Below are 16,299 nucleotides of genomic sequence, written 5' to 3' on the forward strand. Positions count from 1 at the left end.
AACTTGGATAAACTCCGAAATGAAGATGTGAAGCAATTAAATGCATTAGCGCTTGCATATATGGGAGATGCGGTTTTAGAACAGAAGGTACGGGAGTATTTACTGCGTAGCGGACGCGTAAAACCGAACACACTCCATAGAGAAGCAACGCATTATGTATCAGCAAAGGCACAGTCAACAATTGTACATCGCATGATGGATGAAAACTTTTTAACAGAGCAGGAATTGGCAGTGTTCCGACGTGGACGCAATGCCAAATCCGGTTCTGTTCCCAAAAATACAGATGTACAAACTTATCGCAATAGTTCAGGCTTTGAAGCGGTACTTGGAAGCTTGTACTTACTAGGTGAATTAGAACGCGTTTATGCCATCATTGCATACGCTATTCAAATAATCGAGGAATTAAAAGGAGTGTCAAAATAATGGCAGAACAAAATGGTGAAATTATTGCCGGTAAAAACCCAGTGTTAGAAGCACTTCGTTCAGGCCGCGATATGAATAAAGTATGGATTGCAGAAGGTGTAAAAAAATCAGGGGTCAATGAACTGCTTGATTTAGCGCGCGAACGAGGCATCATTGTACAGTTTGTACCGAAAAAAAAGGTCGATCAATTATCAGATGCTAACCATCAAGGAATTGTGGCATCTGTAGCAGCATATAGCTATGCAGAACTAGACGATTTATTTGCAGCGGCACAAAACAAACAAGAAGATCCATTTTTCTTAATTTTAGATGAGTTAGAAGACCCGCATAATTTAGGCTCTATTATGCGAACTGCAGATGCAATTGGCGTACATGGTATTATTATTCCAAAGCGTCGCTCAGTGAGCTTAACAGCAGTTGTGGCGAAAGCGTCAACAGGCGCCATCGAGCATGTACCTGTCGTGCGTGTTAATAACCTAGCCCAAACAGTCGATGAGTTAAAAGAACGGGGCGTATGGATTGCTGGTACAGATGCAAAAGGCTCTGCGGATTATCGCAAAATGGATGCAACCCTACCGCTTGCTATTATTATTGGTAGTGAGGGTAAAGGGATGGGGCGCCTACTAAAAGAGAAATGTGACTTTTTATATCATCTGCCTATGGTTGGGCATGTCACATCATTAAATGCTTCTGTAGCTGCGGCGCTTTTAATGTATGAAGTGTATCGTAAACGTCAAGAAGCGAATGACTAACGATGAAGAACATTTTGCTTGTTGACGGCTATAATATGATCGGAGCTTGGAAAGAGCTACGTCCATTACGTGACACGAACTTTGAAGATGCACGTAAGCGTCTAATTGAGCTTATGGCAGAATATAAAGCGGCGATAGGGTGGCGCGTGATAGTTGTTTTTGACGCCCATCTTGTGCCGGGCGTGGAGCAATCTTATATAGAAAATGGCGTCGAGATTATTTATACAAGGAAAAATGAAACAGCAGATGAACGCATTGAAAAGATGACACAAGAACTAAAAGCAAGACATATTCAAATTCACGTGGCGACTTCCGATATGGCTGAACAAAGTGTTATTTTTGGCAATGGTGCACTACGCAAATCGGCAAGAGAGCTTGAAATTGATTTAAGCATTATTCAACATAAAATTTCTCATGATGTAAAACGTAAGCAGGATAGCAAGCCACCTTCACGTATAGAGCTAAAGCCAGATGTGGCACTTGCTTTTGAAAAATGGCGCCGTGGTTTGAAATGATTGATTGACTGATATTTTCCAATTCCGTTATACTGTTCCTAATTATCTGTTGCAGCTGAGGTGATACCATGTTTAAAAATAGTATTGTACAAGTGACACAAGATTTTGAACGATTCAATGATGAAGAGCTTATTGAAATGGTGCATCAAGGTAATACAGATGCGTTGGATTTTTTAATTACAAAATACCGTTTGCTAGTAAGAGCAAAGGCGAGATCCTATTTTTTAATTGGTGCTGATAAAGAAGACATAGTACAAGAAGGAATGATTGGCTTGTATAAAGCTGTCCGTGATTTTAAAGGGGACAAGCTAGCTTCTTTTCGAGCTTTTGCGGAGTTATGTATTACAAGACAAATTATTACTGCAATTAAAACAGCAACAAGGCAAAAACACATTCCACTGAATTCCTATGTTTCGTTAGACAAGCCTATTTTTGATGAGGAATCTGATCGTACATTAATGGATGTATTAACAGGGGCGATTATGGATGATCCAGAAGAGTTAATGATTCATAGAGAAGAGTTTGGTTATTTAGAAGAAAAAATGAGTGAGATTTTAAGTGAATTAGAGCTACAAGTACTAGCTCTCTATCTAGATGGGCAATCCTATCATGAAATTTCTGCAAAACTGAATCGCCATGTGAAGTCAATTGACAATGCTTTGCAACGAGTAAAGCGGAAATTAGAGCGACATTTAGTGCTCGAGGAAATGTCGTAGAGGTCACTTACCCTTGTTGACATTGACAATTTTAGGTGTTAGTCTTTAAAAGACAAAGTGCCAAAAAAGGTGATTACATGACAAAGAAAGTCGTGCTAAATTGTGAAAAATGCGGTTCGAGAAATTACACATTTCCTGCTAAGGGAGATTCTACTGTACGCCTCGAATTAAAGAAATTTTGCTCGCATTGCAATGAACATACAGTGCATAAACAAACGCTATAAAATATTTTGTAAATAGACAGATATGATTGATTCGGAGGTTAGGCTAGAATGGGTAAGATTAAAAGTTTTTTCAGCGACGTAATGTCGGAAATGCGAAAAACTAGCTGGCCAAAAAGTAAAGAACTGACGAAATATACAGTCGTTGTAATTTCAACTGTAGTAATTATGGCTTTATTTTTTGTGTTAGTAGACTTAGGTATTTCATCATTATTCCGCTGGTACTTAGATTTATAATTAGAAAAGAGCATGTTAATACTTTTGAAAATAGCCCGTCCTTTCCAATAACGGGTTTTTTCGTTTGTTTTATGAAGTAAAGAGCAGTAAAATGTTCTCATTATGATAAGCGTGCTACTAGTAAAAGTATGCTGGTAGCAATAGATGACTATGCTAATTAGGTATTTATCATCGGGCTTTCGCTTGCTATGGCGAAAGCTATGTTTTTCTATTGAGAAGCTTGTGAAAAGAATAAAGGATGCAAAATTGCATATCGCGATCATTTTCACTTTTATTAGTAAGGGAGGGACGGACGAGTAGTCCTAGCAGTTATGGAGAAAAATTGGTATGTTGTTCATACGTATTCAGGGTATGAGAACCGTGTAAAAGCAAACCTAGAAAAACGTGTTGAAACAATGGGGATGCAAGATAAAATCTTCCGTGTTATCGTGCCTGAGCATGAGGAAACAGAAATGAAAGACGGCAAAAAGCGCACAATGATGCGTAAAGTTTTCCCTGGTTATGTCCTAGTAGAACTCATTATGACAGATGATTCTTGGTATGTTGTACGTAATACACCAGGAGTAACTGGCTTTATCGGTTCATCAGGTGGTGGAGCAAAACCAACACCGCTATTACCAGAGGAAGCGGATCGTCTATTACAACAAATGGGCATGACAGATAAAGTTGTTGAAATCGATATCACAGTTGGTGAAGCGGTTGAAGTATTAGAAGGACCGTTTGCGCACTTCCAAGGGCGTGTTGAAGAAATTGACGCTGAAAAAGGAAAACTGAAAGTATCTGTAGATATGTTTGGTCGCGAAACGATTATGGAACTGGATTTTGAGCAAATTCAAAAATTATAACTTTAAATTCTAGTAACTAATTAGTGTATGATTGAGCGTATAACGCAAATTTTGTTAATTACTACTTGCTTAAAAAAATTAAAAGTGGTATCATTTCAAAGGTCAGACTGTCAAACTTCGGTTGACGTCTGTAATGATAATTTTAATGTTATCGGCACTTAGCTGACAGACAGATATTGAGTGGGAGGGGCAACCCAATTACCACATCACGGACTTAAGGAGGTGTGTCTCGTGGCTAAAAAAGTTATTAAAGTTGTTAAACTTCAAATCCCTGCTGGTAAAGCAAACCCAGCTCCACCGGTTGGTCCTGCATTAGGTCAAGCAGGTGTGAACATCATGGGATTCTGTAAAGAGTTCAATGCGCGTACTGCTGATCAAGCTGGTCTTATTATTCCGGTTGAAATTTCAGTATTCGAGGACCGTTCTTTCACTTTCATTACGAAAACTCCACCTGCAGCAGTTTTACTTAAAGTAGCAGCTGGTATCCAATCTGGATCTGGTGAACCAAACCGTAAAAAAGTTGCAACGGTTAAACGTGATAAAGTTCGCGAAATCGCTGAAACTAAAATGCCAGACCTTAACGCTGCTTCAGTTGAAGCTGCTATGTTAATGGTTGAAGGTACTGCACGAAGCATGGGTATTGTTATCGAAGACTAATTCCCATTTACTTGATGTTTTTGTTTTTTGGAAGGTTGCGGAGTTTCTTTGTGAACGCGCAACCTTTATTCGTGGGAGGTAAAATCCGCTATAACCACAATCAAGGAGGAAATATATAATGGCTAAAAAAGGTAAAAAACTGCAAGATGCAGCGAAATTAATCGACCGTAACAACGTATACGGCGCACAAGAAGCAATCGAACTTGCTCAAAAAACTAGCACAGTAAACTTCGACGCTACTGTAGAAGTTGCTTTCCGTTTAGGAATCGATACTCGTAAAAACGACCAACAAATCCGTGGTGCAGTAGTGCTACCAAACGGTACTGGTAAAACTCAACGCGTATTAGTATTCGCTAAAGGTGAAAAACTTAAAGAAGCAGAAGCTGCTGGCGCTGACTATGTAGGCGATGCAGAGTACATCCAAAAAATCCAACAAGGTTGGTTTGACTTCGATGTAATCGTAGCAACTCCTGACATGATGGGTGAAGTTGGTAAACTTGGTCGCGTATTAGGACCTAAAGGCTTAATGCCAAACCCTAAAACTGGTACAGTTACATTTGACGTAACAAAAGCAATCGAAGAAATCAAAGCTGGTAAAGTAGAATACCGCGCTGACAAAGCTGGTATTATCCACGCTCCTATCGGTAAAGTTTCTTTCGCAACAGAAAAACTTGTAGAAAACTTCTTAACTGTATTTGACGTTGTTCAAAAAGCAAAACCTGCTGCAGCTAAAGGTACTTACATGAAATCTGTAAATGTTACAACTACAATGGGCCCAGCTGTTAAAATTGACGCTGCTAACGTAGTAGTAAAATAATTTATTTATATAAATCGGTTGACAGCTATCCGCATCTTTGGTATGATGGATGCTGTTGTGAATCATCCATTTGTACCGTAGACAGTAGGAGTGACTTGTCACTTAATGTTCCTACCGAGGACATCGGAATTCGGATTCTTATTTTAAAGATGATGACTTTCAGCCTCTGTGTCTATATGACTCAGAGGCTTTTCTTTTGTCGGTATAAATGACCCATTCTAATAGGAGGTGTCATCATGAGCAAAGCAATCGAAAACAAACAATCTCAAGTGCAAGAAATCACAGAAAAATTCCAAAGCGCTGCTTCTGTAGTGGTAGTGGATTACCGTGGTCTTAATGTTGCACAAGTGACTGAACTTCGTAAACAACTTCGTGAAGCTGGTGTTGAGTTTAAAGTTTACAAAAACACTTTAACTCGTCGTGCTGCTGAAGCTGCTGGTGTTGAAGGGATCAACGAAGTATTAACTGGTCCTAACGCAATCGCGTTCTCAACTGAAGATGTTGTAGCTCCTGCTAAAATCATCAACGAGTTCGCTAAGAAAAACGAAGCTTTAGAAATTAAAGCAGGTATTATTGAAGGTGCAATCTCTTCTGTTGAAGATGTTAAAGCACTTGCAGAACTTCCATCACGCGAAGGTCTTCTTTCAATGCTTTTATCTGTACTTCAAGCTCCAGTGCGCAACTTCGCACTTGCAACAAAAGCTGTTGCAGAACAAAAAGAAGAACAAGGCGCGTAATTTCTTACGTAGCATAACTTCCGCGGCTTGACCGCAAAAAACTAAAACATATCCAATTAGGAGGAAATTATAATGAACAAAGAGCAAATCTTAGAAGCTATCAAAGCTATGACAGTTCTTGAATTAAACGATTTAGTAAAAGCTATCGAAGAAGAATTCGGTGTAACAGCTGCTGCTCCAGTAGCAGTAGTTGCTGGCGGTGCTGCTGCAGCTGAAGAAAAAACAGAATTCGACGTAGTATTAGCATCTGCTGGTGCTGAAAAAATTAAAGTAATCAAAGTGGTTCGCGAAATCACTGGTTTAGGTCTTAAAGAAGCTAAAGAAGTTGTAGATAACGCTCCTAAAGCTCTTAAAGAAGGCGTTTCTAAAGATGAAGCTGAACAAATCAAAGCTAAACTTGAAGAAGTTGGCGCATCTGTAGAAGTTAAGTAATCTCGTATTACTTTTATACAAAAGGAAGCTCGTCATTATGGCGAGCTTTTTCTTCATTCTGAGGAGGCGTGAAAATGTCAGATCACTATTATACAAGTAAGCCTCAAACTGAAAGTAAACCTCGTCACTGGACGTTCAAGTTACTTGGGCATACGTTTTCCTTTGAAACGGATGCAGGTGTATTTAGTAAAAGCGAAGTAGATTTTGGATCCCGTGTATTAATAGATGCGTTTCAAATGCCGGATGTGGATGGTGCTATTTTCGATGTAGGTTGTGGGTATGGACCGATTGGGTTGTCTATTGCCAAAGCAAATCCTGAGCGAACAGTATTCATGATGGATATTAATGAGCGGGCAGTTGCGCTTTCACAAAAAAATGCGCAAGTAAACGGTGTTCAAAATGTACGTATATTTGTAAGTGACGGACTATCGAATGTTGATGATGAGGCGAAAGCTGCAGCTATTTTAACCAATCCTCCAATTCGCGCAGGAAAGGAAACGGTTTTCCGCTTTTACGACGGTGCTTATGATAAGTTAGTGACTTCTGGAGAGCTTTGGGTAGTAATTCAGAAGAAGCAAGGTGCACCATCAACGGTTAGCTATTTAGAGGAAAAATTTTCTGTAGTGGATATTGTGGAAAAGAAAAAAGGCTACTGGATAGTGCGTGCAAAAAAATAAATGAAATATGTATAAAATATTGACTTGACAAAACGGCTATGATAATATGATACAATGCAAAAATATTATTTTGAGGTCGTGTGCCCTTTTGGTATATGAATGATTTAATATGGGTATACTTGCCAAGATAAGTTTAGTTAACCGAAAATGAGATCTTTTGAAGACTCGTTTTCTTTTTGTCTTTCGAAATCATACACTATTTGGATGATTTTGCAAAGACCTAATATCGCTTTATTGAGGGGTGAATGAGTTGACAGGTCAACTAGTTCAGTACGGACAACACCGCCAGCGTAGAAGCTTTGCGCGTATTAAAGAGGTGCTTGAGCTTCCAAATCTGATTGAGATTCAAACGGCGTCTTACGAGTGGTTCCTTGAAGAAGGTTTACGTGAAATGTTCCGTGACATTTCGCCGATCGAGGACTTTACAGGTAATCTTTCATTAGAATTCATCGATTATTCATTAGGTGATCCTAAGTATGATGTCGATGAGTGTAAAGAGCGAGATGTTACTTACGCAGCTCCATTACGTGTGAAAGTACGTCTTTACAACAAAGAAACTGACGAAGTGAAAGAACAAGATGTATTTATGGGTGACTTCCCATTAATGACAGAAACAGGTACGTTCATTATCAATGGTGCTGAACGTGTTATTGTTTCGCAATTAGTTCGATCACCGAGTGTGTATTTCCATGATAAAACTGATAAAAACGGTAAAAAAGGCTTCGGTGCAACAGTCATTCCAAACCGTGGTGCTTGGTTAGAATATGAAACTGACGCGAAAGATGTAGTATATGTGCGTATTGATCGTACTCGTAAGCTACCAGTAACAGTGTTACTTCGCGCACTAGGCTTCGGTTCAGATCAAGAAATTATCGATATTATCGGTGATAACGAGTATTTACGTAATACGCTAGAAAAAGATAACTCTGAAAGTACAGAAAAAGCACTTTTAGAAATCTATGAGCGTTTACGTCCAGGTGAGCCACCAACAGTAGAAAGTGCGAAAAGTTTATTATACTCTCGTTTCTTCGATGCTAAACGCTATGATTTAGCGAATGTTGGTCGTTACAAAATGAATAAAAAGCTTCACATCAAAAATCGTTTATTCAACCAAACGATTGCTGAAACGCTTGTTGATCCAGAAACAGGCGAAATTTTAGTAGAGAAGGGCACTGTGCTTGATCGTCGTACTTTAGATAAGATTTTACCTTACCTAGAGGATTCTTCTAAAGGTATTGGCTACCGCACTTTATCACAAGTTGGCGGAGTACTTGAAGATGACGTAACAATCCAATCTATTAAAATTTATGCTCCGAAAGATGAAGCACAAAAAGAAATCAATGTAATTGGCAATGCCTACATTGACGAAGAAGTGAAGAACATTACACCTGCTGACGTCTTATCTTCAGTAAGTTATTTCTTCAACTTACTTTACCAAGTAGGGGCAACGGATGATATTGACCATTTAGGTAACCGTCGTCTACGCTCTGTTGGTGAATTATTACAAAATCAATTCCGTATCGGTTTATCTCGTATGGAACGTGTAGTGCGCGAGCGTATGTCTATCAATGATACAGCCGCTATCGTACCGCAACAATTAATCAATATTCGTCCAGTAATTGCGTCTATTAAAGAATTCTTTGGTAGCTCTCAATTATCTCAATTCATGGACCAAACAAACCCACTGGCAGAGTTAACGCACAAACGTCGTCTATCTGCATTAGGACCTGGTGGTTTAACACGTGAACGCGCTGGTTTCGAAGTGCGTGACGTTCACTATTCTCACTATGGTCGTATGTGTCCGATCGAGACACCTGAGGGTCCAAACATTGGTTTAATTAACTCATTATCTTCTTTCGCTAAAGTAAATAAATTTGGTTTCATTGAAACGCCATATCGTCGTATTGACCACGAAACTGGCCGAGTAACAGATCAAATTGATTACTTAACAGCTGACGAAGAAGATAACTACTATGTAGCGCAAGCGAACTCACTATTAAATCCTGATGGTACTTTCGTAAACGATGAAGTTGTAGGTCGTTTCCGTGGGGATAATACTGTTTTCAACAAGTCTCAAATGGATTATATGGACGTATCGCCTAAACAAGTAGTTTCTGCAGCGACTGCATGTATTCCGTTCTTAGAAAACGATGACTCTAACCGTGCACTTATGGGTGCCAACATGCAACGTCAAGCGGTTCCTCTTTTAAATCCAGAAGCTCCGTTTGTCGGAACTGGTATGGAACACGTAGATGCACGTGACTCAGGTGCGGCTGTAGTAGCAAAATACGATGGTATTGTTGAGCATGTAGAAGCTCGTTCAATCCACGTACGTCGCATTGAAACAATCGACGGTAAAGAAGTTAAAGGCGATTTAACAAAATATAAATTACAAAAATTCATTCGTTCAAACCAAGGTACTTCATACAACCAACGTCCACTTGTAAAAGTTGGCGAACGTGTGAAACCTCGTGATATTTTAGCTGACGGTCCATCAATGGAAAAAGGTGAACTTGCATTAGGTCGTAACGTACTTGTTGCATTCATGACTTGGAACGGGTTCAACTATGAGGATGCTGTTATCATGAGTGAACGCCTTGTAAAAGACGATGTATATACTTCAGTTCATATTGAAGAATATGAATCAGAATCTCGTGATACAAAATTAGGACCTGAAGAAATTACACGTGACATTCCAAACGTTGGGGAAGATGCACTTCGTAACTTAGACGAACGTGGTATTATCCGTATCGGTGCGGAAGTACGCGATGGTGATATTCTTGTAGGTAAAGTAACGCCTAAAGGGGTTACAGAGTTAACGGCTGAAGAGCGCTTATTACACGCAATCTTTGGTGAAAAGGCACGTGAAGTTCGTGATACTTCATTACGCGTACCACATGGTGCGGGCGGTATCATCCTTGACGTGAAAGTATTTAACCGTGAAGACGGCGACGAGTTACCACCAGGTGTTAACCAATTAGTTCGTGCTTACATTGTTCAAAAACGTAAAATCCGCGTTGGGGACAAAATGGCCGGACGTCATGGTAACAAAGGGGTTATCTCTCGTATCTTACCGGAAGAGGATATGCCATTTATGCCAGATGGTACTCCTGTCGATATCATGTTAAACCCACTAGGCGTACCTTCTCGTATGAATATCGGACAAGTTTTAGAACTACATTTAGGTATGGCTTCTCGTTACTTAGGTGTTCATATGGCAACGCCAGTATTTGATGGTGCCAACGAAGAAGATGTATGGGAAACAATGGAAGAAGCAGGGATGAACCGTGACGGTAAAACAATCCTGTATGATGGACGTTCAGGTGAACCATTCGATAACCGTGTATCTGTAGGGATTATGTACATGATCAAACTTGCACACATGGTTGATGATAAACTTCACGCACGTTCAACTGGTCCTTACTCACTTGTTACACAACAACCACTTGGTGGTAAAGCGCAGTTCGGTGGACAACGCTTTGGTGAGATGGAGGTATGGGCACTTGAAGCATATGGTGCTGCATACACACTTCAAGAAATTTTAACTGTTAAATCTGATGACGTTGTTGGTCGTGTGAAAACATACGAAGCTATCGTTAAAGGTGAAAGCGTTCCAGAACCAGGCGTTCCAGAATCATTTAAAGTATTGATTAAAGAACTTCAGTCTCTTGGTATGGACGTTAAAATGTTAACAATCAATGATGAAGAAGTAGAGCTTCGCGATTTAGACGAAGAAGAAGATCTTCAACCTGCTGACGCACTTAACATTGCGCCACAACCAGAAACAGAAGAAGAGCCAGTAGAGTCTTTTGAATAATGGATAAGTTCACATTCGTGTGAATATGGTCAAACTTATTTTTCAAATTAGTCGGGCAGGATTTAACGCCCTGCCCGACTTTCTTTACGAATGAAAACAATCTATTTTTAATCTTTTGTCAAAAGGTATTTTGGCAAACGATTGTCGAGCTGCGTAAAAGAGTCTTTATAAAGACCTATAACTAGAGGGAGGTAGGCTCCTTGATAGACGTTAATGAATTTGAATATATGAAAATTGGTTTAGCTTCCCCTGACAAGATTCGTTCTTGGTCATATGGTGAAGTAAAAAAACCAGAAACAATTAACTATCGTACATTAAAACCAGAAAAAGATGGTTTATTCTGTGAACGTATTTTCGGTCCTACGAAAGACTGGGAATGTCACTGTGGTAAATACAAACGCGTTCGTTACAAAGGCGTAGTTTGTGACCGTTGTGGTGTTGAAGTAACACGTGCAAAAGTTCGACGTGAACGTATGGGTCATATCGAATTAGCAGCCCCAGTTTCTCATATTTGGTACTTCAAAGGTATACCAAGCCGTATGGGTCTTATCTTAGATATGTCTCCACGTGCTTTAGAAGAAGTAATTTACTTCGCATCTTACGTTGTCATCGAACCAGGTGCTACAAACTTAGAAAGTAAACAATTACTTTCTGAAAAAGAGTATCGTGCATACCGCGAAAAATTCGGTAACACATTCGAAGCTGCTATGGGTGCAGAAGCCATTAAAAAGCTTCTTGGTAAAATCGATCTTGAAGATGAAACACATTCTTTAAAAGAAGAGTTAAAATCTGCACAAGGTCAACGCCGTACACGTGCGATTAAACGTCTTGAAGTGGTAGAGTCATTCCGTAACTCAGGTAACTCTCCAGAGTGGATGATTTTAGATGTACTACCTGTTATTCCACCGGAGCTTCGTCCAATGGTTCAACTAGATGGTGGTCGTTTTGCAACTTCTGACTTAAACGATTTATATCGTCGTGTCATTAACCGTAATAACCGTTTAAAACGTTTATTAGATCTTGGTGCACCAAGCATCATCGTTCAAAACGAAAAACGTATGTTACAAGAAGCAGTTGATGCATTAATCGATAACGGTCGTCGTGGTCGTCCTGTAACTGGACCAGGTAACCGTCCGTTAAAATCACTTTCTCATATGTTGAAAGGGAAACAAGGTCGTTTCCGTCAAAACTTACTTGGTAAACGTGTAGACTATTCTGGTCGTTCCGTTATCGTAGTAGGTCCAAACTTAAAAATGTACCAATGTGGTCTACCGAAGGAAATGGCGATTGAGCTATTTAAACCTTTCGTTATGAAAGAATTAGTAGAACGTGGTCTTGCACATAATATTAAATCTGCTAAACGTAAAATCGAACGTTTAAACAACGACGTATGGGACGTTTTAGAAGATGTTATCCGTGAGCATCCGGTCCTATTAAACCGTGCTCCGACGCTTCACCGTCTTGGTATCCAAGCATTTGAACCAACACTAGTTGAAGGTCGTGCAATTCGTCTTCACCCGTTAGTATGTACAGCTTACAACGCTGACTTCGATGGTGACCAAATGGCGGTTCACGTACCATTATCAGCAGAGGCACAAGCTGAAGCTCGCCTTCTAATGCTTGCTGCACAAAACATCCTAAACCCGAAAGATGGTAAACCAGTTGTTACACCATCTCAAGACATGGTATTAGGGAACTATTATTTAACACTTGAGCGTGAAAATGCTCGTGGTGAAGGTTCGATTTTCTATGGACCAAACGAAGTGCTAATCGCATATGATACTGGCCATGTTCACTTGCATACTCGTATCGCGATCAAAGCAAGTTCACTGCACAATCCAACGTTTACAGAAGAACAAAATAATATGTTCTTACTAACAACGGTTGGTAAAGTAATCTTTAACGAAATCTTGCCTGAATCATTCCCGTTCATTAACGAACCGACTGATTTCAACTTAGAGCAAGTAACACCAGATAAATACTTCGTAAACTTAACAATTGACGAAGAAACTCTAGCAGAGCTTGAAGCAGATGCTGCTTACAACCAATTAGATGAAAAAGGTAAAGTTGACGCACAACGTTCAGCAGTACTTCGCAAATACTTTGCATCTGTACCTGTTGTAAACCCATTCCGCAAGAAATTCTTAGGAAATATCATTGCAGAAGTGTTCAAACGTTTCCACATTACTGAAACATCTAAAATGCTTGACCGTATGAAAAACTTAGGTTTCAAATATTCAACTCGCGCTGGTATCACTGTTGGTGTATCTGACATCGTGGTATTACCAGATAAAGGTGACATCTTAGCAATAGCACAAGAGAAAGTAGATAAAGTTCAAGCGCAATTCCGTCGTGGTTTCATCACAGAAGAAGAGCGTTATGACCGTGTTATCTCTAGCTGGAGTGCGGCGAAAGATGAAATTCAATCAAAACTGATGAAGTCGCTTGAGAAAACAAACCCAATCTTCATGATGTCTGACTCAGGTGCCCGTGGTAACGCATCTAACTTTACACAGTTAGCAGGTATGCGTGGTCTGATGGCCAACCCGGCTGGTCGTATTATCGAACTTCCAATCAAGTCTTCATTCCGTGAAGGTTTAACAGTATTGGAATACTTCATCTCAACACATGGTGCGCGTAAAGGTCTTGCCGATACAGCCCTAAAAACTGCCGATTCAGGTTACTTAACACGTCGTCTTGTAGACGTTGCACAAGATGTCATTGTGCGTGAAGATGACTGTGGAACAGACCGTGGCTTAACAATCGGAGCGTTAATGGAAGGTACAGAACTAATCGAAGCGTTAGACGAACGTATTGTTGGTCGTCATACGAAGAAAACGATTTTCCATCCAGAAACAGGCGATGTTATTTTAGAAAAAGACGGCTTAATCGACCAAGATATCGCTCGTATTATTACGGAAGCTGGTATCGAAGAAGTAACAATCCGTTCTGCATTTACATGTAATACAAAACATGGTGTATGTAAAAAATGTTACGGCATGAACTTAGCAACTGGTGAAAAAGTAGAAGTTGGGGAAGCAGTTGGTATTATTGCGGCTCAATCAATCGGTGAACCAGGTACTCAGTTAACAATGCGTACATTCCATACAGGTGGGGTAGCCGGAGACGATATTACACAAGGTCTTCCACGTATCCAAGAGATTTTCGAAGCACGTAATCCAAAAGGTCAATCTGTTATTTCTGAGATTGCTGGTACGGTGTCAGATATCACTGAAATCCGTGAAGGTCTAAAAGAAATTACCGTTCAAGGTGATGTAGAAACTCGTAAATACCAAGCACCTTATAATGCACGTCTAAAAGTCATCGAAGGTGACGCAATCGAACGTGGTCAAGTATTAACAGAGGGTTCTATCGATCCAAAACAATTATTAAAAGTAAAAGACGTTTCAACAGTTCAAGAATATTTACTAAAAGAAGTACAAAAAGTTTACCGTATGCAAGGGGTAGAAATTGGAGATAAACACATCGAAGTAATGGTACGCCAAATGCTTCGTAAAGTGCGCGTAATCGAAGCTGGTGATACAGAATTATTACCAGGCTCATTATTAGATATTCACCAATTCTCAGAGGCAAATGCAGATGCTGTGCTAAACGGCAAAAACCCTGCAACATGTCGCCCTGTAATTCTAGGTATTACAAAAGCTTCATTAGAAACAGAATCATTCTTATCTGCTGCATCATTCCAAGAAACAACTCGTGTGTTAACGGATGCTGCAATTAAAGGTAAACGTGATGAACTTCTAGGATTAAAAGAGAACGTAATTATCGGTAAACTTGTTCCTGCAGGTACTGGTATGCAACGTTACCGTCAAATCCGCATTGAAAAAGATGAGCTTGACGCAGAAGATCTAGTTTCTGCTGAATAACTTAAATGAAAGCTCCGAAGAGATGACAAAAGCGCATCTCTTCGGACTTTTTAAAGATATTAGTTGACAGTAGAAATTGATAATGATAATATATTGAAGGTTGATAGTTAACTGTCTGTACTTCGGAGGATATGAAAATGTCTTATGATAAAGTAAGGGCTAGTCAAACAATCATTGGTACAAAGCAAGCAGTAAAAGCAATGCAAGCTGGTTTAGTGAAAGAGCTTTTTGTGGCACTTGATGCAGACAATTGGGTAACCGATTCGGCCATATCTTTCGCGAGAGAAATCGGTATACCAGTTATTCTTGTCGAGTCCAAAAAGGAACTAGGCAAAGCCTGTGGAATCCATGTTGGAGCTGCGGTAGTTGCTATTGCTGTAGATTAGTTTTTGTGTATAAAACACAAAGACTTTGTTTTTACCCAAAAAATGAACCACCTGGATGTGTGGTATTAATAGTGAATGAATGAAGGGAGGAAAAACCGATGCCTACAATTAACCAATTAGTACGTAAGCCTCGTCAATCTAAAATCACGAAATCAAAATCACCAGCGTTAAACAAAGGATATAACTCATTTAAAAAATCTTTAACTGATGTTAAGTCTCCTCAAAAACGTGGTGTTTGTACTCGTGTAGGTACAATGACACCTCGTAAACCAAACTCAGCGTTACGTAAATACGCTCGTGTGCGTTTAACTAACCAAATTGAGGTTACAGCTTATATCCCAGGTGAAGGCCACAACTTACAAGAGCACAGTGTTGTTCTTATCCGTGGCGGACGCGTAAAAGACTTAGCGGGTGTTCGTTACCATATCGTACGTGGTGCTCTTGATACAGCTGGTGTAAACGGTCGTTTACAATCACGTTCTAAATACGGAACAAAACGCCCTAAAGAAAAAAAATAATTTAACACGCTAAGTGTTAATAAATAACGAGCCTGATGTTGGTATCACCGATTTCCAATCATGCTAGCTGATGTGGAAATTTAGTGATAACGACATTTTAGGCGAAGTTTATAAAAAAAATCGATAATTATTCGAAAGGAGGAAAACACATGCCTCGTAAAGGTCCTGTTTCCAAACGTGACGTGTTACCAGATCCAATTTATAATTCAAAACTAGTAACTCGTTTAATCAATAAAATGATGGTTGATGGTAAAAGAGGTACTTCTCAAAAGATTTTATACGGTGCGTTCGAACTAGTTAAAGAACGTTCTGGTGAAAATCCAATTGAAGTATTCGAAGCTGCTCTAAACAACGTAATGCCAGTTCTTGAAGTACGCGCTCGCCGTGTTGGTGGTTCAAACTACCAAGTACCAGTTGAAGTACGTCCAGAACGTCGTACAACTTTAGGTCTTCGTTACCTAGTTAACTATTCTCGTCTTCGTGGTGAAAAAACTATGGAAGAGCGTTTAGCTAACGAAATTCTAGATGCTTCTAACAACACTGGTGCATCAGTTAAGAAACGTGAAGATATGCACAAAATGGCAGAAGCGAACAAAGCATTCGCTCACTACCGTTGGTAATCTAAACATAGCATAAGCCCAATATGGAAGGAGAAATACCTA

17 protein-coding genes and 1 other annotated feature are annotated in these 16,299 nt (G+C 39.7%); all 17 genes read left to right on the forward strand.

The annotated features are described in order from the left end of the window. Positions 1-3 precede the first annotated feature (3 nt). Positions 4-423, forward strand: coding sequence for a Mini-ribonuclease 3 (locus FC748_RS19825; protein ID WP_024364389.1), 420 nt, complete (start codon positions 4-6; stop codon positions 421-423). Further along, entirely contained in the window at positions 423-1,175 is a 753-nt protein-coding gene (rlmB, locus tag FC748_RS19830) for a 23S rRNA (guanosine(2251)-2'-O)-methyltransferase RlmB (protein WP_024364388.1), read from the forward strand. Before FC748_RS19825 ends, rlmB begins: the two co-directional genes overlap by 1 nt. Positions 1,176-1,177: 2 nt before the next feature. After that, the gene (locus tag FC748_RS19835; RefSeq protein ID WP_024364387.1) at positions 1,178-1,690 is read left to right on the forward strand and encodes an NYN domain-containing protein; all 513 of its coding nucleotides are present in this window, start codon (positions 1,178-1,180) and stop codon (positions 1,688-1,690) included. Between the two features lie 68 nt (positions 1,691-1,758). Beyond that, positions 1,759-2,406, forward strand: a complete 648-nt coding sequence (gene sigH / locus FC748_RS19840; RefSeq protein ID WP_024364386.1) for an RNA polymerase sporulation sigma factor SigH — start codon at positions 1,759-1,761, stop codon at positions 2,404-2,406. Positions 2,407-2,483: 77 nt separating this feature from the next. Further along, entirely contained in the window at positions 2,484-2,630 is a 147-nt protein-coding gene (gene rpmG / locus FC748_RS19845; RefSeq protein ID WP_080653390.1) for a 50S ribosomal protein L33, read from the forward strand. 48 nt (positions 2,631-2,678) lie between these two features. Continuing rightward, on the forward strand, positions 2,679-2,864 hold the full coding sequence (gene secE, locus FC748_RS19850) for a preprotein translocase subunit SecE (protein ID WP_004233589.1): 186 nt from the start codon (positions 2,679-2,681) through the stop codon (positions 2,862-2,864). A 311-nt stretch (positions 2,865-3,175) separates the two neighbouring features. Further along, on the forward strand, positions 3,176-3,709 hold the full coding sequence (nusG, locus tag FC748_RS19855) for a transcription termination/antitermination protein NusG (protein WP_024364385.1): 534 nt from the start codon (positions 3,176-3,178) through the stop codon (positions 3,707-3,709). A 231-nt stretch (positions 3,710-3,940) separates the two neighbouring features. Next, positions 3,941-4,366 carry a 50S ribosomal protein L11 gene (gene rplK, locus FC748_RS19860; RefSeq protein ID WP_004233593.1) on the forward strand — a complete coding sequence of 142 codons (426 nt, stop codon included), beginning with the start codon at positions 3,941-3,943 and terminating at the stop codon, positions 4,364-4,366. A 118-nt stretch (positions 4,367-4,484) separates the two neighbouring features. After that, a complete protein-coding gene (gene rplA, locus FC748_RS19865) occupies positions 4,485-5,183 on the forward strand; it encodes a 50S ribosomal protein L1 (protein ID WP_024364384.1) in 699 nt (232 codons plus the stop codon). A 57-nt stretch (positions 5,184-5,240) separates the two neighbouring features. Beyond that, positions 5,241-5,387 (forward strand) — a sequence feature (ribosomal protein L10 leader region). A 32-nt stretch (positions 5,388-5,419) separates the two neighbouring features. Next, entirely contained in the window at positions 5,420-5,920 is a 501-nt protein-coding gene (gene rplJ / locus FC748_RS19870) for a 50S ribosomal protein L10 (protein ID WP_024364383.1), read from the forward strand. A 72-nt stretch (positions 5,921-5,992) separates the two neighbouring features. Next, the gene (rplL, locus tag FC748_RS19875) at positions 5,993-6,352 is read left to right on the forward strand and encodes a 50S ribosomal protein L7/L12 (protein ID WP_010860618.1); all 360 of its coding nucleotides are present in this window, start codon (positions 5,993-5,995) and stop codon (positions 6,350-6,352) included. A 74-nt stretch (positions 6,353-6,426) separates the two neighbouring features. Further along, the gene (locus tag FC748_RS19880) at positions 6,427-7,029 is read left to right on the forward strand and encodes a class I SAM-dependent methyltransferase (protein WP_024364382.1); all 603 of its coding nucleotides are present in this window, start codon (positions 6,427-6,429) and stop codon (positions 7,027-7,029) included. A 241-nt stretch (positions 7,030-7,270) separates the two neighbouring features. After that, positions 7,271-10,846, forward strand: a complete 3,576-nt coding sequence (gene rpoB / locus FC748_RS19885; RefSeq protein ID WP_172583030.1) for a DNA-directed RNA polymerase subunit beta — start codon at positions 7,271-7,273, stop codon at positions 10,844-10,846. A 200-nt stretch (positions 10,847-11,046) separates the two neighbouring features. Continuing rightward, the gene (gene rpoC, locus FC748_RS19890; RefSeq protein WP_025220846.1) at positions 11,047-14,733 is read left to right on the forward strand and encodes a DNA-directed RNA polymerase subunit beta'; all 3,687 of its coding nucleotides are present in this window, start codon (positions 11,047-11,049) and stop codon (positions 14,731-14,733) included. A 137-nt stretch (positions 14,734-14,870) separates the two neighbouring features. Further along, positions 14,871-15,119: a ribosomal L7Ae/L30e/S12e/Gadd45 family protein gene (locus FC748_RS19895; protein WP_024364379.1), complete on the forward strand. Its 249-nt coding sequence runs from the start codon at positions 14,871-14,873 to the stop codon at positions 15,117-15,119. 98 nt (positions 15,120-15,217) lie between these two features. Next, on the forward strand, positions 15,218-15,637 hold the full coding sequence (rpsL, locus tag FC748_RS19900) for a 30S ribosomal protein S12 (RefSeq protein WP_010860613.1): 420 nt from the start codon (positions 15,218-15,220) through the stop codon (positions 15,635-15,637). Positions 15,638-15,786: 149 nt separating this feature from the next. Then, positions 15,787-16,257, forward strand: a complete 471-nt coding sequence (gene rpsG / locus FC748_RS19905; protein WP_024364378.1) for a 30S ribosomal protein S7 — start codon at positions 15,787-15,789, stop codon at positions 16,255-16,257. Positions 16,258-16,299 lie beyond the last annotated feature (42 nt).

Source organism: Lysinibacillus sphaericus (genome assembly GCF_005217585.1).
Lineage (GTDB): Bacteria > Bacillota > Bacilli > Bacillales_A > Planococcaceae > Lysinibacillus > Lysinibacillus sphaericus.